Source organism: Nitrospira sp. BLG_1, assembly GCF_047338595.1.
Lineage (GTDB): Bacteria > Nitrospirota > Nitrospiria > Nitrospirales > Nitrospiraceae > Nitrospira_D.
In genome coordinates, this window is record NZ_JBLFBO010000002.1 from 76,625 (window position 1) to 96,632 (window position 20,008).

Below are 20,008 nucleotides of genomic sequence, written 5' to 3' on the forward strand. Positions count from 1 at the left end.
GGGCCCTGGTTGACGTACGACATAGACAGAGGGCGAGAGTTAAGAAGCACGGAAAGTTTTTTTTCAACAACCCGCTACGCGGCCTTCTTGCCGTCGAGCACGTCTCGGACTTTCTGAGTGAGGACATTCGGCGTAAACGGTTTATGGAGAAAGGCGGTCTCCCGCTTGACTCCTCCCTGATCGAACACCGGATGGTCGGGGTACCCGGACATGTACAAAACTTTAAGCTCAGGCCGCACCACCGTCAACTTCTCCGCCACCTCAGGCCCGCTCATCTGTGGCATCGCCACGTCGGTCAAGAGCAGATGGATCGGTCCCAAATGTTTGGCACCCGTCAAGAGCGCCTCGATCCCGTGACGCGCGACCAGCACCTCATAGCCACTGAGGCGGAGAGTCTCCTGCACAAGGCCGCGAACCGATGGATCATCCTCGACCACCAGAATCGTCTCTCGTCCGGTCGCTCGACTGATGGCTCCACCAATGACCGGAGCCGTCTGAACGGCCTCGTTCACCTTTGGGAAAAAGATCTTGCAGGTGGTTCCCTGCCCCACCTTGCTCTCGATCGCGATCGTCCCCCCGCTTTGCTTAACGATCCCGTAGACCGTCGACAGCCCAAGCCCCGTTCCCTTCCCCTTTTCTTTCGTGGTAAAAAACGGCTCGAACAGATGGGCTTGCGTTTCTTCACTCATGCCCTGCCCGGTATCCCGCATCTCAAGGAGCACGTAGGGACCTGGCTCAAGCATGACCGCATGACGGCGACTGCCCTTCCCGATGGTCACGTTCTTCGTCTGGATGGTCAACTTCCCTCCCGTCGGCATGGCATCCCGGGCATTCACCGCCAGATTCATAATCACCTGCTCGATTTGTCCGGGATCCGCCTTGATGGCCCAGAGCTTCTGATCCAGATCCTCGGAAAGTTCCACGACGTCTTCTCCCAGAAGTCGTCGCAACATCTGGTCCATATTCATGACCAGCGCATTCAAGTCCAGGACTTTCGCCGCCACAAATTGTCGCCGGCTGAACGCCAGTAGCTGGCTGGTCAAGCCTGCCGCCCGATCTGCAGCCTTCTTCACTTCGTCCATCTCCCGTCGTGCCGGATCCCCTGGTGCCAAGCGACTCAAAATCAACTCGCTATAGCCACGGATGACCGTCAAGAGGTTATTAAAATCATGGGCCACCCCACCGGCGAGCCGCCCGACAGCCTCCATTTTTTGAGCTTGCCGGAGTTGCGCCTCGGTCTGGTGTAATGCTTCTTCGGCTCTCGTCCGCTCCCCGAATTGCCCGATCTTCAACCCGACATCGGCGATCATACTGATCAACTCATTGTCCGACTCCCGAACCTGATGGCTGAAAAATTCGATCACCCCCTCGATATCTCCGCCGATACGGATCGGAAAACCGAAGGCGCTTCGAACCCCCGTCTTGGCGGCCAGATCGGCTCGAATAAAGGCGGGCTCCTTTGTCACATCTCTGATCCAGACAGGACTTCCGCTCTCGAGGATTTTCCCCGGCAATCCCACCCCCGCCTTAAAGACTTGAGACTGCATCTCGGTGATGAACGCATCGGCTGCACCTGTCTCGTCCTGCCAAGAATTGAGGCAGCGCAACGTACCCGACTGTTTCTCCAATCTCCAAAAGACCCCGAGATCCCATTCCAGACTCTCACCGACCGCCTGGATGATTCTAGGGACCGCTTGCTCGAGCGTAATCGACTCCGAGAGCACCCGCGTCACTGCATATTGAGAAGCCAACCGTCGTTCGGCTTGACGACGATCCGTGATATCCCGCACGAACGCACTGAAGATGTAGGTTTCCCCGATCCGCGCCGGCGAAACGGCGAGCTCCACCGGAAACTCATGGCCGTCTCGATGCCGTGCTGCAATCTCGATCCGCCGATTCAGCACCGGACCGACGCCGGTCTTGAGGTACTCCCGGATCCCGCTCGCATGGGCCTCCCGGTCCCGTTCAGGAATGATGGTCTCTGACAGCAGCCTCCCCATCGCCTCTTCCCTCGCCCATCCGAAGATGGCGGTCGCCTGTGCATTCCACTCCGTCACGATGCCCGCCGCATCGATCGTAATCACCCCATCGAGGGCGGTGTCGACAATCGCCCGATTCCGTTCCTGACTCTGCAGTAACGCCGCTTCTGCGGCACGCGCCCATGCGCTTTCCTGTTGAGCTTGCCGATATTCTTTCCGCAATCGACTGGTTGACCAGAGCAACAAGAGCAAGAGAGGAAGCCACACGGCAGCGACGATGCTCCGTTCGACACGGGCGAGCATGAATGTCCCCACCCCTAGCGTCGCCAACGTGAGGAGCACCATCACAAAGGTTATCCACTCATACCGGCGAGCCGTCGAGGCCGTTCGCTCTTCTGATTGAGTCATGTGGTCGTCCTTGTTGCGATCCAGGTCGTCAATACTGCGGTCGGGTGATAGGCCGACTTCGCGGCACGCAGCCCTGGAAGCCCGGAATCATCCATCGCATTGATCCAAACCGCCCCTTGCACCGACGCCATGAGACAGGTTTCTCGGAAAACCCATTGGGCAAGACCGGGGACGGAACGATCCGCAACCTCCAAGAGAACACACCACGTCTCTGGAGTCAGCCAGTACCCGAAGGTATAGGCGACGATCTTGTTGTTCACCCTCATGACCCTGCCGGATACACCTATCCGATCATGCTCTCGAAACACTAACTGGTGGGCGGGTTCTGCATCCTCCAACAGCAATTGTCCCAGACGATCCTGATGGTCTTGGCACTTTTGTTCCGACCATCGCCGATAGAGCAGCGCACAGTCTGCCTGATCCGAGGCGCGATAGGGCTCACTCGTGATCACCTGCTCCCTTGCCGCACGATTACAGAGCGCCCTGTGAGACTTGTACGGATCTCCGGCTAAGGCTGCCAGCGCGGCAGCAGAGTACAGATAGTCTCCGTCTTTCGGACGGAATTGAATCTCGTCAGTGGTCATCCTCGTCTTTTGTACATCCATCACGGATTCGATGCGACTCACCGGTGAAGGACCGTTCCACTGCCGCATCAGCGTAAAGGCCAGCTGCATCGCTTGATCCAATGAACCTGGGCCAAGCGGTGGAAGAGGCATGAACCACCCATCCGGCGATTTGGCAAACAGAAACCAGGTGTCGCCTACTTCCATCCACCAATAGGAAAGGACCGACGTCCACATGTAGTGAAAGGGGAAGGCAAATGCCGCCGGGGTGTCCGGGTGGAGCACATGAGCACGTTCCAGTGCAGCGGCAAATACCGACGCATCCGATGCGGTGAGCGGATGGAGTCGCGGGTCGACTCGCTGCTGAGCCAACCGAGCCGTTAGATGGGGAAGTCTGTTGAGCACAATCACGTCGTCCTGGAACGGCCCGATCAGCCGGGGATGGGCAGCAAGTTCTTCAATCATCGCGTCGCTCCGCAACACCGCTTCAACCTGTTCAGCATAGGTCTGAATCGAACGGGAAGGCTCGTCTCGCATGAACGGGCATTTGGTATCCCAACCAAGGAGCACTTCCCGCCCGGATTGGTCCCACATCAATGCCAAGGGATACAGCTGACAGTCCAACGGCCGCTGCTCATAAATTCCGCATCGACCCGACAGGGCATCAAACGCGGGACAGAGGTATCCTTCCCCCTGTGGATGTTTAACAAGATCAATTTGCGAGCCGGACTTGTTGGGGAAGTAGGAATGCGGTACGCCTTGTGCTACGGCTTGGGTGATTTCGCGCCTTGTAAAGTAGGGACGAAGAAAACTGTCGGCTTCAGGGAAACGGCAACAGACGTCGCAGCGGGAACAGGTCGCCCCCGGCACAAATTGCGGCAGAGTCTTCGTCATTCGTTTGGAATCCGCTGTATGAAGGACCACTGAGCACACATCATACGATGAGCATCACATGGTGGCAAGAACGTTCACATCCGATCGGTACCCCACTCCGGTTTCACCATATCCATGGGCAGCGGATATGCCGGCCACTTGTCGACCTGTGTTGTGCATGTTAGCATCTGGCCCGTTGAAGCAGGAAAGCTCTCTCCTGCTCGCTTGATCCGAAAGTCAACCAGTAGGACTCGTTCACGTGGTACCGACTGCCTCCCCCTGCAACGAGCTTGCAACCGAAGCCGCACGTGATCGCTGCGTCACCATTCGAACACGTTTATCTCACGCCAACCTCTTCGGATCTCCATCGGCTGACTCCAGTTCTCACCAGGCTCCCACCCTACAGGCAACTACGACCTGGCGGGTGAGCCCCTGCCCCTTCTATGTGTCTCCGGATCAACTGCAATTCTTCACGGCATTAGGGCCACAGCTGCTTTCATTCTATCGCGCCCTGAATCGGCTCTACAGCGAGAGCGTCAAAGGGAGACAGCCGGCCTGGGTGGCGGCCTATCTCGATTTAGGAAAACCAGACGCCCTCGTGCAGTACAGCCGGATGAAACGTTTTCGCGACGAGCTACCCGCCGTCATCCGTCCTGATGTCATTCCTACGGAAGACGGCATGGTGATCACCGAGCTGGATTCCGTTCCGGGTGGGATCGGACTCACCGCTTGCCTTTCGCAGATCTACGGTGATCTTGAAAGCAGCCATTCCGGCCTTGTCGGAGGACGGGACGGGATGGTCCGTGGCTTTGCCCGTATGTTGCAAACCATTCGCCAGCAGCGCGAGGGATGCATCGCGATCCTCGTTTCAGAGGAATCCAAGGACTATCGCCCGGAAATGTCTTGGCTGGCCGCTCAACTTCGGAACGGAGGCATCGCGGCCTGGTGCATTGAGCCTCGCGAGGTGATCTTCACGGAAGAAGGCCTTCGGTTGCGTATCGACGACAAAGAGCAGCCCATTGCTGTCGTCTATCGGTTTTATGAGCTGTTCGACCTGTTGAATATTCCCAAGGCCGAGCTCATCCAATACGCCGGGAAAAAAGATCGGGTCGCCATCACCCCCCCCTATAAGCCGGCGCTTGAGGAGAAATCCGCCTTTGCGCTCCTCCATCATCCCATCTTGAGGCCGTTCTGGGAACAATCTCTGGACTCCGACTGTTTGCGGCATCTGCAAGCAGTCATGCCCAAGACCTGGTTGCTCGACCCGACTCCGCTTCCGGCCATCGCCACGATTCCGGAGTTGTCCCTGAGAGGTCACGCGGTGGCAGAATGGACGGCTCTCGAAGGAGCCACCCAAAAAGAACGCCATTTTGTCATCAAGCCGTCCGGATTTTCTGAACTCGCGTGGGGAAGCCGAGGGGTCTCGATCGGGCATGATCTGTCGCAGGCCGAATGGAGCCAGGCGCTTCGCAACGCACTCGCCGCCTTCCCGACGACACCCTACATCCTGCAAGAATTCCATAAGGGACGATTGTTTGACATGGATTTCATGGACGACGCCTCCCAGGCCATCGTCCGGATGTCTGGCCGCGCACGCCTATCTCCCTATTATTTCGTGTCCGACGGCACGGTCGAACTCGCCGGTATTCTGGCCACCGTCTGCCCGGCCGACAAGAAGATTCTTCACGGAATGAAGGACGCCATTATGGTTCCCTGCGCCGTGCGTCCCGAGTGATGAGCCCCTTCCCTTCTGCCATAAATTTGGCGTTTCACTTTCTCCCTGTTCCTGATAGCCTAATATGAGCATGGCGATGACCCTTTTTCATGTCGACTGGTGCCCGGACTGCCTTGTGGTGTTGCGCAAGTTGGCCGACCTGGGGTTGACCTATGACCCCGTCATCGTGCCGGATAGCAGACGGATGCGCACGCAGGTGTACGACGTCTCCGGTCAATACTATGTGCCTGTCCTGAAGGACGGAGATCTCGTTCTGACGGAAACCGCCGACATTTTGGCCTATCTGGATGAGCGTGCCAAAGCGGGCAGCGTGGGCCATCCAGCCTCCACCCAGTTTCACTCGCAAGCCCGCACCACACCAGACGAACCAAGCCCAGACGACGAGCATCCTTCTTGTCGGCTTAAGTAATCGACGAAGGTCAACCTATGGAAGACTGGCAGCAAGTTCTGGCAAAGAGCATCGTCAAACCGAAAGACCTGGCCAAACGGTTCGGCCTCGATGAACAAGAAGTCGAAGCCATTGTCGGCCCCTACCCCATGCGCATTACACCGACCGTCCTCGAGACGATCCGGTCGAAAGATGATGCGATCTGGAAACAGGTGGTCCCCGATGCGGCCGAATTAGATGACATCGCAGCGGACGACGATCCGCTCGAGGAAGACCTCATGAGCCCGGTTCCCCACCTCGTGCATCGCTACCCGGATCGCGTGCTGCTCATGGTCACCAACCAATGTCCGATCTACTGTCGATTCTGCACCAGAAAACGACTGGTTGGAAAACCGGGGTTTCTCAAGAAGGGTGAACTGGACCGCGCCATCCAGTACCTGCGTGAGCACAACGAAGTCCGTGATGTGATCCTGTCTGGGGGAGACCCGCTGCTGCTGCCCGATCATCTTCTTGAACGCATCCTGAAGGCGCTCCGGACGATCCCGCACTTGGAGCTCATCCGGATCGGATCCCGCGTCCCCGGCAGCTTACCGCAGCGCATTACGCCTCGACTCTGCGAAATCATAAGGCAGTACCACCCGATTTACATGAATCTGCACTTCAACCATCCCGATGAGCTGACACCGGAGGTGAAGGCGGCTTGCGGTCGCCTCGCTGATGCCGGGGTCCCACTCGGCGCGCAAACCGTCCTGCTCAAAGGAGTGAACGACGATCCTGACATCATGAAACGGCTCGTCCATCAGCTCCTCCTGGCGCGGGTGAAGCCCTATTACCTCTATCAAGCAGACCTAACTAAGGGAACGAACCATTTCCGGACGACGGTCGAAACGGGTCTGAGGATCATCAAGGCGCTCCAGGGCCATACCAGCGGCATGGCCGTTCCTCATTTTGTGATTGATGCACCGGGTGGAGGAGGCAAGATCCCCTTGCTTCCCGATAATTACCTGGTCCATCTGGATGAGGATGGTGCCGTGCTCCGCAACTACGAGAACAAGACCTTCCATTACCCCCAACCAAAGGCAGACGGTCGACGGGAACTCCCGATGGTCGGTGTGGGTTCCCCTGTCGATGAGGCGGAAGAGGCCTATGCGGCTTGCGGGGATAGCTACCCCGATCGCGACGGCTACGCCATGTGGGGGAACAGCTGCGGGGGAGATGCGGACGAGCTGTGATGACTCATTCACTCCGATCCGGGATTTTCCCCTATCAGGACATCCGGCGGTTGATCGCCGGAGGGGCCATCAGTGCCGCTCCAGCGATTGAGGACCGACAGATCCAACCGGCCAGTCTCGACCTCCGTCTTGGCCGCAAAGCCTACCGATTGATCAGCAGTTTCTTGCCGGAACTCTCGGCGATCTCCTCCCGCCTGAATGTCATGGACTTCTATCAGTCGGACCTCGTGATGTACGAAATGGATCTCAGCGACGGTGCCATTCTTGAAAAGGGCCACGTCTACCTGGTCCCTCTGCTGGAAGAATTGGCGCTCCCCACAACGATCCGCGCACGGGCGAATCCGAAAAGCACGACCGGCCGTCTGGATGTGTTCACCCGCGTGGTGACGGATCTCACGTCGGGATTCGATGAAATCCGAGCCGGCTATCGGGGGCAACTATTCCTCGAGGTCGTTCCCCGCTCGTTTGCCATCAAAGTCCGCACCGGACAGTCGCTGAACCAAGTCCGGTTTGTGCGCGGCGAGGCCACGGTTTCAGACCGATCGCTTCACACCCTCCATCGCGCGACGCCCTTGCTGTATCACAACGTGGCGCCCACCAAACGCATAGGCAGTCAAGACGTTCGCGCTGAACGGGGTCTGTTTCTTCGCATTGATCTCACCGGTGGGGATCAGCGAGAGTCCCGCGTGATCGGGTACCGCGCAAAAAAGAACAGTCATGTCATTGACCTCGAGAAAGTCGGGCATTATGCTGCAGCTGACTTCTGGGAGCCGCTCTACCGCCACCGCCACGACAGCTTGCTATTGGAGCCGGAAGAGTTCTATATCCTTGTGTCCAAAGAGCGCATCCGGGTGCCGCCAGGCTATGCTGCGGAAATGGTGGCCTACGAAGCGGCCTGCGGTGAACTGCGAACCCACTATGCCGGGTTTTTCGACCCGGGCTTCGGTTACGGCTCAAAGGGCGAGATCAAAGGCACCCAGGTCGTCCTGGAGGTTCGTCCGCACGACGTACCGTTTCTGATCCACGATGGGCAAACGTTTTTTAAGGTGCTGTACGAAACCATGATGGCCAACCCGACACAACTCTATGGATCAGGCTTAGGCTCATCGTACCAGCGACAGGCCCTCACACTCAGCAAACATTTCAAGATCTAACTATGGCTCCATCCGATCTACCCTCTCATCATGACGAACCCGCGCGTCCGTCGCCGCCTTCCGAACCGGAGGACCCACGCGGAAATGCTGACCACCAAATCCACGTCATCGGGCTGATGGTCGGCACGGCCTTGATGTTTATCGGATTTCTCAATGTGTTTCTTTCCATCAGCGGCGGGTTTGAGATTAATATCGTGCCGTTTCTGATCTATTTTGGCGGCCTCGCGGTCTGGGCTAATGCCGCGGTCGAAACGCCGGCCATTCGGTATAGTGTCATGGCAACGGCCGTCCTGTTGGCCTTGGGACTCTTTCAATATGGTGAAGTCCTGTTTTGGCACAAACAAGTGCTGTTTTGGACCACCATCATCATCGTCATGTATTTCATGTTCGTCGAGCCCAAGAAGCCGACCACCTGAGCGTAATGAATTCTGCTAGATGACGATCTCCGTCATCATTCCAACTCTGAATGAAGAACAGGTCCTCGGGCAGACTCTGGCCGACCTCCCCTCCACTCACACGAGTGAAATCATTATTGTTGATGGAGGTAGCACCGATCGCACGCTCGCAATTGCAAATACCTTTTGCGCGCACACACCCAAGGCTCAGCTCGTGCGAGCACCGACCGGACGAGCGCGTCAGATGAACGAGGGAGCGAAAGCCAGCCGTGGAGACATTCTACTTTTCTTGCATGCCGACACGCAGGTGGTAGAGGAAGCTCCTCGGATCATTGAATCGGCGCTGGCAAATCCTGCCGTTGTGGGAGGACGATTCGACGTCCGATTCGACACGCGTTCCGGTTGGGGAAGTATCATTGGGACACTCATGAACTGGCGTTCCCGCACGAGCGGCATCGCCACGGGTGATCAGGCCATCTTTGTCCGCCGCCACATTTTCGAACGACTTGGGGGCTTTGCGGACATCCCGCTGATGGAAGACATTGAATTCAGCCGACGACTCAAACGAGCCGGGTCGACTGTGGCACTTCGCCAAACGGTCACCACCTCTTTTCGACGATGGGAGCAGCAGGGCCCCCTGAGAACCATCCTCTTGATGTGGACGTTGCGATTCCTCTATTGGGCCGGCGTCAACCCCTCACGGTTGAACCGATGGTATAAAGTGGTTCGGTAGATCGTGAAGTGTACGGCGTAAGGGGGTAGGCGATATGAACAATAGAACGACAAAACTCTCGGAAGGCAAACAATCCACCAATCCAAAATCGCTTCACGCTTCACGTCTCACGTCTCACGCTGCCCTCGTGATTTTTGCCAAAGCGCCCATACCTGGCCAAGTGAAGACACGACTCTGCCCGCCTCTGACGCCGGACGAAGCCGCCACGCTCCACGGAAGTTTTGTCCTCGATACGCTGGAACGAACAAAGCTCGCCACGACAACGCTCAAATTGGCGTTTGATCGTTACCTGGCCTGCGCACCCCCTTCTACACATGTGTTTTTCAAAATCATGGAAGAGCGGCATGGGGTGAAGGCGATTGATCAAGTCGGCGAGGACCTCGGCGCACGCATGCACCAGGCCTTCGAGACGATATTCGCACGAGGCTACCGGCAGGTCCTGATCATCGGGACTGATGTTCCGACCGTTCCGCTCGACCATCTTAAGCAGGCTCTGACTAAGCTGGAGCAGCATGATCTTGTACTCGGTCCCGCCCAGGATGGCGGCTATTATCTGATTGGCCTCAAACAGCCTCACCCCACACTCTTTCTTGATATTCCATGGTCGACTAATCAGGTACTGAAACTCACACAAGACAAAGCGGCTACACTGGGACTGAAGGCAGCTTTGCTTGATCTCTGGCGTGATGTGGATACGATTGCTGATCTGCAGGCTCTCATTGATGCCAATATTGCCGACGGCAAGAGACCAAAGAACGAACGGACTTTTTCAAATCGTACTGCTGGAGTCTTGGAAATACTCGCCAAGCGGATTCGTTCAAGAGCATAATGAGACACATCGAAATCTAGAGGATGTATGGATCAACCGGTTGCACTCATTACGGGAGGAGCAAAGGGCATTGGCCGGGGAATCGCGCTTGATTTAGCAGCGCGACATTGGAGGATCGCCCTTTGTTATCGAACCAGCGAAGCCGAGGCCAACGCAACGGCAGAAGACATCATGGCGCGAGGAGGACGATCACTGGCGATCCGCTGTGACGTCTCCGATCCAGTAGCCGCCAAAAATCTGATCGCCCGAGTTGAACAAGAATGGGGACGAATCGATGTCCTGATCAATGGTGCCGGCCCCTATCACCGCATTAATTTGTTCGATGAAACAGTCGAGGGCTGGAACGAGATGTTTGCCGGCAACCTCCATCCTATTTTTTACCTGGCACAGGCCGTGGCCCCAGGCATGAAGGTGCGCAAGGCCGGACGGATCATCAACTTCAGCATGGCCAACGCCGATCAAATGGAAGCCCAACCGGATGTGACCGGCCATTACATCGCCAAAGCCGGAGTCCTGATCCTGACGCGCACACTCGCGAAGTTGCTGGCGCCCTACGGCATTACTGTCAACGCTATCTCTCCCGGCTTCATTGACTCGGGAAGTGCGCCCCCTCAAGAACTGGCCGCCATGACGAAGCGCATTCCTGCCGGATACATCGGCACCGTCGACGATACGGTCGCTGCTGTTCGGTATTTGTTAAGTGACGAAGCCCGCTACGTCAACGGCGCGAACATCCAGATCAGTGGAGGATGGGGAATATAACAACACGAGGAGGCATGCATGCGATCAGCGCAGGAACGAGAGAGCCAGCGACGTTTCGTTCAAGCCCTTCAGCATGAACATCTATCTTGTAGCAACCCCGGCTGCGGGGGCCCCATGGATGTCGCCGATCACACGCCCCACAATGGTCGGATCAAAATCTACGAAGCCTCCTGCGAACGATGCCATACGTCAGAAAAGATTACCGGCAAAGAAGAACACCAGCCTGCCTGGGATGTGGCCTCCATCACCTTGATGGCCGAAACACACTTACTCCACGATCAACCGACTTGTCCGTACGACGACACGCCCATTACCTTCATCTCCTTGCCTAATCCACGCCGCAAGGCTCGGTATCGCCTCCAGTGCTACTACTGCGGCCGACATACTGAAATGAACTGGCCGCCACGGGAAGCAAAGAGCTAATTCGACGAGTGCATCGCACCGGCTGTGCCTTGATTTCAGTATGCGCTGATGGACTTCCGAATAAACTCACCCAGCCGCCGGAAATAGACTCCGCCCCCGACAAGGTAGGTATCGTTATGCCCCGCACCTTGAATCACGTGCCACTCCTTCGGCGGTAGGGCTGCATCAAACACCTGCCGCCCTAGCTCAATAGGAATGATGTCGTCTTTATCTCCATGGATGATCAACTTGGGAAGGGATAGCTGAGGGATACGGTCGATCAACCGATGTTCAGCGCCAAGCAGCCAATGGACCGGCAACCCACCATAATGAAATCGCGCCACTGCCTCAATGGAGGGAAAGGACGATTCAAGAATCAGCGCTGAGGCCGGTCGTTGTACGGCCAATTCACCCACCACCGTTGTTCCAAGAGATCGGCCGAATAGCACAATCCGTTCGGGGCGAATTTTTCTGATGCGCGTGAGATAGTTATAGGCTCCATACGCATCGTCATAAAGCCCTTTCTCACTTGGACGAACCGCCTGACTCCTTCCATATCCCCGATAATCGAACAGGAATACGGACAGCCCCAGCTGGAACAACAGCTTCAGATTCTCAAGGCGGTGACTGATGTTTCCTGCATTACCATGGCACCAGAGCATGACGGGACGATCCGCCGCTGCTTCAACATACCAGCCAAACAAGCGCACTCCATCAGCAGCGTGAAACCAGACTTCTTCCAGCGGCAATCCGCTGAGCCGTACCCAGTCTCGGTCTTGCCAGGGCTCAGGGTAGTAGACGAAGAATTGATCGAGGAGGCTCACAGACGAAGGATACCGGAACCGACGCAGAGAAGGAAACACCAGACCCACCCAAGCCGACGAACTCCAACGCATGAACAAAATCAAGGTTTGCTTGTCTCATTTTCTAAACCGCGCTATAGCTCATTCGTCAACGGCCTTCCACCTTCCGCGCGACATGGAGGATGAGATGCTCAAATCCGGTTCCAGCCTACTCTGTGGACTGTTTGTGCTGCTGACCCTATACGTGCTGCTGACCCTCTCTGGGTGTTCCGTCATGATGGCGATGGTTGGGGATAAGGAACCGGACGTTGAGCACATCAAGGTCGGAGCGAACAAAGGGGAGAGCGATGTTGATTTTAACCAGCCAAGGACGAAGACACCCCACCCCACGCTCGAGTCAGACGCCTTCTCTCGATTCCACCTCAAGCGAATCAAGTACTAGTTCCCCACCAGGACTCTCTCGCACTCAAAAATAGGCCTGGACGCTGAAAAGGACATCATTATCCCGATCACGATGATTGTATTCCAGCCTGACCGCCCAATTCTGGGCCAGCGTGAACCGCGATCCGACGTACCACCGAAAATCGTCCGACTTGTCACCCAAGGGAAATTTTAGATATGACCCCGTTGCCATAATTTTCCAACGCTCGTTCATATCAGCCAGGATGCCGACTATTCCACCTCCGCCGATTCGATGCATCTCATGATACGCCCTACTGATACTTGCCTCTGTTTCGGCAAAGGCGAACAACACTTCCCGGTTGAGCAACCGCAACTCTTTCGCCCCACCGATCCCGCCGTTGAAGAACCCGTTGCTGCAAAGCTGGCAATCATGATGCCGGATGGTATTCATCCCGACGTTGAGCTTCCATGAGGGAGCGTGAAAGACGGAGTCGATCGGTGAGAGTGACAGAAGATTCAGCAACGTGGCCCGTTCTACTCTGGTCTGACCCGTTTGATTGTAATGCCGCACCGTGACCGACGCCATTTCGATCTGCGCATCGGGGGTATACCCAACTTCAGGATCGAGCAAGTCGTGATAGCCACCGCGAAAGGTCGCTTCCTCAAAGGTATCGTTATTACGCCAGCCTCCTCCGATCGCAACTCGGTGTATTTTATGTCCAAGTTCAGGCTGCTTCGCAAACGGATGCACCGGGAACTCCTCGGATGGAATGCGGATTTGGCTGCGTGTGGTCAACACTACCCTATTACGTTCCTTCCACTCGAGCTTTGGAGAATCGGTGGTCTCAGTCCGGTACCGGAGATAGTCCGATGCGAGATCCAGTAAAAAAGCTTGCTTGGCTGGTCCCAACTGAGCGAACGCTGATGAGGTCAATACCCCAACATCCTGCGTCATCCGATGTGCTAAATCCCGCTCTGCGGCCGGCAAGGCTTCTCGCTTGCGCCTGATAACCGTACTGCGGGAAGGACGATAGGTGATATCGGATACCAGGCCCGGTTTTGATACGACCAATCGAATCGTATCGGCCGGGACCGTCCATCCAATAAACTCATCGGTCAAGTGCAAGGTAGGATCGGCATAGTCCAACAGCGCAAGAATATGGTACGAACAATTCTCCTTGAAAAAGAAATAGTCGAAGTAGGCATTCCCCAGTTCCCAAGCATGCATTAAAAAGCGCCGCAACTGTTTTCCCGTGAGGTTCAGGCGATATTCCCAAATATCGCGGTTTTCGATGTCTCGATACTGCTGAACTTTCAGATAGTAGGGAATCGTCGAAAAATACCCTTTATAGCTTCCGAAGATGCCGCGTATTGGGTAGGCAAGACCGGCATTGGGAGGCACCTCCGCTGCGTAATTGATGGTGTACGCAAGAATTCTTGTCTGCTCTGTCTGCCCCTTTTGATCAACCCGGAATAGGGTATGGCCGAACATGGAGGCGGGGTTGTTCAAAAAAGCTGCGGGAAAAATCAGAGAGATCGATTGAACCTCAAAATCCTCATACCACTGATCAAACCGCTCACAGGTGATGGGTGGGAGTCGAGTCGGATCAAATTGCAACTGTTCCTTGAGCCAGTGATACCGCGCAATGAACGCGCATTGCGCAGGCTGCTTTGAGCGACCAACGAGATCAATGGAAAAGAATTGCGCAAGAGTCGCTGCAAGCTCAGCAGCAGGATCCCTCTTGCCTTTGGGGGACAGGAAAAAACCCGGATCGTCCTGTTCGCTCTCATAGCCCCCAAAGAGGCTCTTCCGATAGTGCAATAGCAGGTGCCATTCACGCTGCTCCGCAAGTTTGGTTTGTTCAGCCTGGTCGATGAGCTGCTTCTGATAGACGTTCCAATCTGATTGCTGTGCATCCGATGAAACCGGAGCGAGCAGGCAGGCGAGAAAGGCAATGAGGGGGAGCAGCACGGCGTAAAAGAGACAAGAAGGGCCCTGACTGATATGCCAGGGCCCTCTGCAATAACTTAGCGTACTGATACTTGCGCGAGGATCGGATGGCCCGCGACCGCATCGTTGAGGGACTTCACCAACGCGACCGGAGAAGCCTCCCCAGCTTGAACCAAGGACGTATACCGCTCCTGGGTCATGGCAAAGAACTCTCCGTGCCGCTCCGCAGGGATGCCCATCAGCGTCGCAAGCGAGGCCAAATGTTCACCCTGCCCTTGCGCCATCTCGGCCGTAAGGGCATCGAAATTCAACGACGCAAACATGGTCGTCTTATGCTCACCCATGATCTTGCCATCGTTCGTACATCCGGAGGTCCCAGAGCTGATGCCGAATGTCTGGCTGCCGAATGTCCCGTTGGTGGTAGCCATCATCACCTGAGGGGCAATTTCCTTCTGACCTTTGTAATCCCCCCAAGCCAATTTTCCTAACCCACAGCCTGGACCAGTGTCTGGATTTGCCGCCATTGCTAGCCCCGCCTGACTCCCAAACAGGATCGCAACGGCTAATAAAAGCACCTTCTTCGACATAAGTCCTCCTCCGTTAGAAAGTGGTTAAGTACCCACACCATTGTTGAAACAACGCAGAGTATAGCTGACTTCGACTCCAATGTTGAGAGAAATTTTCTTATACAGACCGTTACCCACGCAGAGGGACTCAGGAATCGTGCTCGCAAGGAAGTCGATGAGCAGCATAACGACTTTTCTCCTCTCCACGGAACATCCGAAGGCGGATGGCGTGACGACACAATGATCTACCCAGTCCAAGTCGCACACTCAAGTACAGAGCTGCCAAAGCACAAAAGGCTTCTCCCGAGAATTGTCTGAGCTTGCACAGTCATCCGATTGTACCGGCTCTCCAGCAAAACCATCTGATAATTTCGGCAATGTCAGGGGGCGGGAGTGGAAGCCGATGACGCGGCAGTAGGTTCGAGAGAAAACCCTATCGCAGCAGGATCCTGTTCCCATGCTCCCGGTGCGATCAGACCAATAAGCGGAAGCAGAAACACCGCTCCACCGATCACGTCCACAATTCCTAAGGAACTCAGTTTTCTGGAGGTCTGCCGAAATTGGCTTTTGTATCCTGCCTTTTCTACTTCAACCAGCAAGTCCCCTCGTCGAGAAACTTGCTGTTGGAGCGGTGTGACACCAACCTGCTGACCATTGATCCGAACGGTCGCACCCATCGGATCTGAACTGACCGAGAAGTTCTGCGATGACCCACCGAACAACGAACATCCAGACACATAGACCACACAGGTCAAGACTCCGAGTACACGAGCATACGCTTGAGCAAATCTGATGATATTGAATGGCATGGACACCCTCACGTTTGTTTTCCCACTCATATCATGCCAGAGAAGTGCCCGCAAATCCCCGGTTGCACATTCGTGAGAATGAGGAGATCCGCTTCTCTTTCAATGGATGGCGGGGTATCACACCGGATCAACTTTCAGATTGACGGATTTCACCTATATGACTATACTCCCTCTCGGTAACGAGCTTAGTCTAGCTAAGCATGGTACCAAGGGATTACTAAACTTCATCCACAAGGAGGATTCATGAAGCGTACGAGCCTTCTACTTTCACTCGCGCTGCTCATCGGACTTAGCACTTCCGGTTGTATGATTGTTGCGTCTCCGATGTTGGGCACGATTTACACCGAAGCGAAGTACGGCGATACCGCTACCGACGCCTCAGGAGCCTCCAAAGAGGGGAAGGCATGCGGCCAGTCGATCCTGGGTTGGGTCGCCACCGGTGATGCAAGCGTCTCAGCAGCCAAAGCGGCTGGTGGTATCACCACCGTTGCGGTCGTCGACCACTCAGCCAAGAACATTCTTGGCATTATCGGTGAGTGGTGCACGATCGTTCGTGGTAACTAGTCAACTCGCATTCACGGATAGATGAAAGGGCCTTCAGGATTATGTCCGGAAGGCCCTTTCATTTTCCAGCCTTCACTTTCTTGCTGAACCATGGGACTCCATTCCCTGGTACGATCGACTGCACTGTTGAGTTTGCTGTTTTGCTGCCCAAGCCTTACCGACGTCGCATTCCCAGCCGAATTTGGAGATATTGAACTGAGTGGATACGCACTAGGCAGGTTGCCCGGAGATCAGGATCTCTTCAACCAAGGAACGATGGTTTCCGCCTCAGTTCAGCAGGGCTTTGGAGCGGGGTTCAAGATCGGAGTCTTTCCAGCCATTCTGAAACGAATCGTGGGCCTCGAGATGGACTCCAACGTACATGGCACGGCCCTCTCGTTCCCCAACATCGCGAATGGACGCAATAATGAAACGGGACGTTCGGACCTGCTCATGATCAACACGACGTTCAACGTGATCCTCCGTTATCCAGGCGAAAGGATTCGTCCGTACATCGGCGGCGGCATCGGTTGGTCTCACGGCACGCTCCTCAATCCGAACATCGCGGGACGCGACGACAGGGACTTTGACTCAGCCCGCGCCTTCACGCATCAGTTTCTTGGTGGAACACAAGTCATGCTGACCCCCCACCTCAGTCTCTTCAATGCGCAGCAAGATATCGCGGTCTTTTTGTTCGGTGAGTATCGATATCTGTCGTCAAATTATCACTGGGAAGGACTAGCAGTCGATTTTCGCAGTCATTATGGACTACTGGGGATTGGACTACGTTTTTAGCAGGATGCTGAAAAAGTCTGCCGGCGGCGTTCCCTGCCTTCGCCGAAGCGCTTCGCGCAGGCAGGTCGCATCGCTCAGCGGCTCAACGTACCGAAGCGTACGCCTCGCCACTTCGCTCACTACGGCCTTGCTGGACAGCCCGTTTGAGCATCCTGAAACTGCCTTGGCTCGAGTATAGCCCAGACAATTCCAGCCATATTCTGGGCATCAATCGAGTTCTCCCGCAGCTTGTTAGTTCTTCTGAATTGCCTGATGCCGGTCCAAACCAGCATCAGGCTGACTCCGAGGAAGCATTACCTTCCGACTTCAGCAACCATTGCAAGACGATCGCCAACGATTGTTCTCAGCTGCTCCTGGCTCAATTCCTTCACGACCTGGCACTCACCGTTCAGCAGGCGAACAGTCCCATCGGCAGCATATTCCGCTTCCGAGAGTAGAGCCCCCTGTTCATCAACCAGGCGATAGCCTGTCTCGCTGGCGACAATCGCGGCACGGCGCTCGACGATCCCGTGGCGCTCGTAGGTTACCGTCGCACCATCAGTGGACGGAATCCATCGAATGGTGGTCTCACCCAACGTCGCGACCTTGGTGCCATCACTATCCAGACCGGACTCCTTGATGGGGCTGTCACCGGTCCAGAAATGCATCGAGTTGAAGATGAACGCATCCAACATGGCTGAAAACATATAGGCCGGGACGATCAACATGCCGAAGAACACGAGTTCCTTCATCCATTTGTCGTTGACTTGACCGTTGCCTTTGACATTGCTGTTCCAGCGATAGACATTCTTCGTGAGATTGAACGGACCATAGCAAGCCGTACTCATCGTCATCACGCTCAGCAATATCATCGCCGCAATAATTCGCTGACCCAATCTGCTCATCACCGCCTCCTTTCGCCAAGATAATCTGGTTGCCTCGCCTGTCGTGCAAACCTTCAACTAACACAGTCCAGGATTGCGACACAATCTCACCTCATCAGAAATCGAAAATCATGTCATCCGATCATTCAAACGAACGTGTCTCGCCGACAGCCGTGCACCAATTGTGATCATCCCCAGCATCCTGGGCAACGCAAATCGCTTGGGCCCGGCCGATCCCGGATTGAACAACAATGTACCGCCAAGCCACTCGTTCTTCGGTTGATGGGTATGGCCAAAAATACAGATGTCCGGTCGCATGCGATCGAGAAACGCTCGTCCTTCCGCTGTAAGTGTGCCGCTCGCATACAGAATGTGCCGGACGGCAATCCGACGCCCTGCGAGCTCGATCATCGCCTCGGACTGAAAACCGCTCTCTTCGTATCCATCAACATTGCCGGAAACCACCGTCACAGGAGCGATGGTCTTCAGTTGATCGATGACAACAGGCTTGCCGATATCACCGGCATGCACGATATGATCGGCATGCTGGAAATGGCGAAGAATTGCCGGATCGAATAGGCCGTGCGTGTCGGCGATGACTCCGATGCAAATTGGCCGTGGCCGGCTCACGGAGCGGAGCCGGATGACGCGCCCAAGACCTCTCGGACCTTGGGCCACTCGAACGAGAACGGCTCAGCCTTCTGCTTCGGCATCTCCGCAAGTCGCGCTTTGAGATGATCCGCTCTGGCACTGCTCATTGGATGGGTGGACAACCATTCGACTCGCCCCTCATCCTTCTCGGCCAGTCGCTGAAAGAATGTAATCATGCCCTCCGGGTTAATCTTGGCACGATACAGCAAGTCAAGCCCGGTGGTATCCGCTTCAGTCTCTTGCGCACGGCCGAACTTCAAGGTCATCAATTCCACCCCAAGCTGTTTCATGACCCCGCCCAACCCCGGTGGATTGCCCAGCACGATCGAGACGACGGCGACAAAACCCAATTGCTTGATGATCCGTTCAAGGCCATGCCGCTGGAGCACATGGTTCAGCTCGTGAGCAAGCACGCCCGCCACCTCTTCCGGACTTTCCGCCTTTTTCATCAAACCCGTGAACACGACGACATACCCACCAGGTAGCGCAAACGCATTCACCACATCGCTCTTCACGACGGTAACTTCAAAGCGGTAGGGGTTATTGGGCACATGACTGGCTAGGCGCTGTGTCATCTCCTTGACCGCAGCCACAGCGAGCCCATCTTTCGTCACATCCTGTCCGGCAAGAAACTCACGGTAAGCCGATTCTCCCAACTTCTGCTCCCACTCGACCGGGATGCGATTGACGGCGAGTTCAACCAATGCATCACTCCCGAACCACAATCCCAGTACCACCACAAGGACAGTTCCGCTGACAAGCCCCCATACGACTCGATGCCGTTGTCGGGCTTGACGAACTTGCTCTGCCGCTTGTTCAAGCGGGCGACTCATATGATCCGGGGCCATCTGTCGGAAGGCCCGAATCACGTCAGGGTTCTTCAGATACAGCGTCTTTTGTCCCGTTGATCCTGCCCAATGCAACACCAGCTGATCATGATTAAGTCCGCCGGCAGAGACGGACAATTCCGAAAAGCACACAGATTCCGAACGGCTTTCCGCTCCATCCTGATCCGGAGCATACGTGACCGTGAGTCCGTGGGCTTCAATCTGCACAAGGCAGGGCGCACCTGTCGCGGGGAATTCGTCGCCGAAGCAAAGTGCGTTGGGAGATATCGTCATTGGTCAATAGTCACTGGTGAAAAGCGGTTGTGCCCTCGAGTGTGAGTCTCT

21 protein-coding genes are annotated in these 20,008 nt (G+C 55.7%); 12 read left to right on the forward strand and 9 right to left on the reverse strand.

Features of this window, described 5'->3' with window-relative positions; all coding sequences use genetic code 11:
• Positions 1-74: 74 nt before the first annotated feature.
• Both ACMTNU_RS02525 and ACMTNU_RS02530 read right to left on the reverse strand, forming a co-directional pair.
• Positions 75-2,387 (reverse strand): PAS domain S-box protein, encoded by a 2,313-nt coding sequence (locus tag ACMTNU_RS02525; RefSeq protein ID WP_413933626.1) that lies wholly within the window; start codon positions 2,385-2,387, stop codon positions 75-77.
• The gene (locus ACMTNU_RS02530; protein WP_413933627.1) at positions 2,384-3,844 is read right to left on the reverse strand and encodes a phosphatidylglycerol lysyltransferase domain-containing protein; all 1,461 of its coding nucleotides are present in this window, start codon (positions 3,842-3,844) and stop codon (positions 2,384-2,386) included. The genes ACMTNU_RS02525 and ACMTNU_RS02530 overlap by 4 nt, the downstream gene beginning before the upstream one ends.
• Positions 3,845-4,082: 238 nt before the next feature.
• Between ACMTNU_RS02530 and ACMTNU_RS02535 the strand changes: the two genes are divergently transcribed.
• The 9 genes from ACMTNU_RS02535 (at position 4,083) to ACMTNU_RS02575 (ending at position 11,474) form a co-directional block, all read left to right on the forward strand.
• Positions 4,083-5,558, forward strand: coding sequence for a hypothetical protein (locus ACMTNU_RS02535; RefSeq protein WP_413933628.1), 1,476 nt, complete (start codon positions 4,083-4,085; stop codon positions 5,556-5,558).
• A 76-nt stretch (positions 5,559-5,634) separates the two neighbouring features.
• Positions 5,635-5,967 (forward strand): glutathione S-transferase N-terminal domain-containing protein, encoded by a 333-nt coding sequence (locus ACMTNU_RS02540; protein WP_413933629.1) that lies wholly within the window; start codon positions 5,635-5,637, stop codon positions 5,965-5,967.
• Between the two features lie 17 nt (positions 5,968-5,984).
• Positions 5,985-7,178: a KamA family radical SAM protein gene (locus tag ACMTNU_RS02545; protein WP_413933630.1), complete on the forward strand. Its 1,194-nt coding sequence runs from the start codon at positions 5,985-5,987 to the stop codon at positions 7,176-7,178.
• On the forward strand, positions 7,178-8,332 hold the full coding sequence (locus ACMTNU_RS02550) for a 2'-deoxycytidine 5'-triphosphate deaminase (RefSeq protein ID WP_413933631.1): 1,155 nt from the start codon (positions 7,178-7,180) through the stop codon (positions 8,330-8,332). The genes ACMTNU_RS02545 and ACMTNU_RS02550 overlap by 1 nt, the downstream gene beginning before the upstream one ends.
• A gap of 2 nt (positions 8,333-8,334) precedes the next feature.
• Positions 8,335-8,748: a hypothetical protein gene (locus ACMTNU_RS02555; RefSeq protein ID WP_413933632.1), complete on the forward strand. Its 414-nt coding sequence runs from the start codon at positions 8,335-8,337 to the stop codon at positions 8,746-8,748.
• A gap of 19 nt (positions 8,749-8,767) precedes the next feature.
• Entirely contained in the window at positions 8,768-9,460 is a 693-nt protein-coding gene (locus ACMTNU_RS02560; protein ID WP_413933633.1) for a TIGR04283 family arsenosugar biosynthesis glycosyltransferase, read from the forward strand.
• 34 nt (positions 9,461-9,494) lie between these two features.
• A complete protein-coding gene (locus ACMTNU_RS02565; RefSeq protein ID WP_413933634.1) occupies positions 9,495-10,289 on the forward strand; it encodes a TIGR04282 family arsenosugar biosynthesis glycosyltransferase in 795 nt (264 codons plus the stop codon).
• Positions 10,290-10,316: 27 nt separating this feature from the next.
• The gene (locus ACMTNU_RS02570; protein ID WP_413933635.1) at positions 10,317-11,051 is read left to right on the forward strand and encodes an SDR family NAD(P)-dependent oxidoreductase; all 735 of its coding nucleotides are present in this window, start codon (positions 10,317-10,319) and stop codon (positions 11,049-11,051) included.
• A gap of 18 nt (positions 11,052-11,069) precedes the next feature.
• A complete protein-coding gene (locus ACMTNU_RS02575; RefSeq protein WP_413933636.1) occupies positions 11,070-11,474 on the forward strand; it encodes a hypothetical protein in 405 nt (134 codons plus the stop codon).
• Between the two features lie 35 nt (positions 11,475-11,509).
• Here ACMTNU_RS02575 and ACMTNU_RS02580 read toward each other — a convergent pair whose 3' ends face one another.
• On the reverse strand, positions 11,510-12,349 hold the full coding sequence (locus ACMTNU_RS02580) for an alpha/beta hydrolase (protein WP_413933637.1): 840 nt from the start codon (positions 12,347-12,349) through the stop codon (positions 11,510-11,512).
• 94 nt (positions 12,350-12,443) lie between these two features.
• Here ACMTNU_RS02580 and ACMTNU_RS02585 point away from each other — a divergent pair, with 94 nt between their 5' ends.
• Positions 12,444-12,698, forward strand: a complete 255-nt coding sequence (locus ACMTNU_RS02585; RefSeq protein WP_413933638.1) for a hypothetical protein — start codon at positions 12,444-12,446, stop codon at positions 12,696-12,698.
• 24 nt (positions 12,699-12,722) lie between these two features.
• Here the strand turns inward: ACMTNU_RS02585 and ACMTNU_RS02590 are convergent, their stop codons facing one another.
• From ACMTNU_RS02590 to ACMTNU_RS02600, 3 genes are all read right to left on the reverse strand, one after another.
• A complete protein-coding gene (locus tag ACMTNU_RS02590; protein ID WP_413933639.1) occupies positions 12,723-14,630 on the reverse strand; it encodes a DUF4105 domain-containing protein in 1,908 nt (635 codons plus the stop codon).
• Between the two features lie 56 nt (positions 14,631-14,686).
• Positions 14,687-15,196, reverse strand: coding sequence for a DUF3015 domain-containing protein (locus ACMTNU_RS02595; RefSeq protein ID WP_413933640.1), 510 nt, complete (start codon positions 15,194-15,196; stop codon positions 14,687-14,689).
• A 359-nt stretch (positions 15,197-15,555) separates the two neighbouring features.
• Positions 15,556-15,984: a PEGA domain-containing protein gene (locus tag ACMTNU_RS02600; RefSeq protein ID WP_413933641.1), complete on the reverse strand. Its 429-nt coding sequence runs from the start codon at positions 15,982-15,984 to the stop codon at positions 15,556-15,558.
• Positions 15,985-16,227: 243 nt separating this feature from the next.
• On the opposite strand from ACMTNU_RS02600, the gene ACMTNU_RS02605 reads away from it, so the two are divergent.
• Entirely contained in the window at positions 16,228-16,548 is a 321-nt protein-coding gene (locus ACMTNU_RS02605; protein ID WP_413933642.1) for a TRL-like family protein, read from the forward strand.
• Between the two features lie 255 nt (positions 16,549-16,803).
• Positions 16,804-17,322 carry an outer membrane protein gene (locus ACMTNU_RS02610; RefSeq protein ID WP_413933643.1) on the forward strand — a complete coding sequence of 173 codons (519 nt, stop codon included), beginning with the start codon at positions 16,804-16,806 and terminating at the stop codon, positions 17,320-17,322.
• Between the two features lie 293 nt (positions 17,323-17,615).
• Here ACMTNU_RS02610 and ACMTNU_RS02615 read toward each other — a convergent pair whose 3' ends face one another.
• The 3 genes from ACMTNU_RS02615 to ACMTNU_RS02625 all read right to left on the reverse strand — a co-directional run bounded on the left by ACMTNU_RS02615 (position 17,616) and on the right by ACMTNU_RS02625 (position 19,957).
• The gene (locus tag ACMTNU_RS02615) at positions 17,616-18,206 is read right to left on the reverse strand and encodes a DUF3332 family protein (RefSeq protein ID WP_413933644.1); all 591 of its coding nucleotides are present in this window, start codon (positions 18,204-18,206) and stop codon (positions 17,616-17,618) included.
• Positions 18,207-18,314: 108 nt separating this feature from the next.
• A complete protein-coding gene (locus ACMTNU_RS02620) occupies positions 18,315-18,815 on the reverse strand; it encodes a metallophosphoesterase family protein (RefSeq protein WP_413933645.1) in 501 nt (166 codons plus the stop codon).
• Positions 18,812-19,957, reverse strand: a complete 1,146-nt coding sequence (locus ACMTNU_RS02625) for a M48 family metallopeptidase (protein ID WP_413933646.1) — start codon at positions 19,955-19,957, stop codon at positions 18,812-18,814. Before ACMTNU_RS02625 ends, ACMTNU_RS02620 begins: the two co-directional genes overlap by 4 nt.
• Between the last annotated feature and the right edge of the window lie 51 nt (positions 19,958-20,008).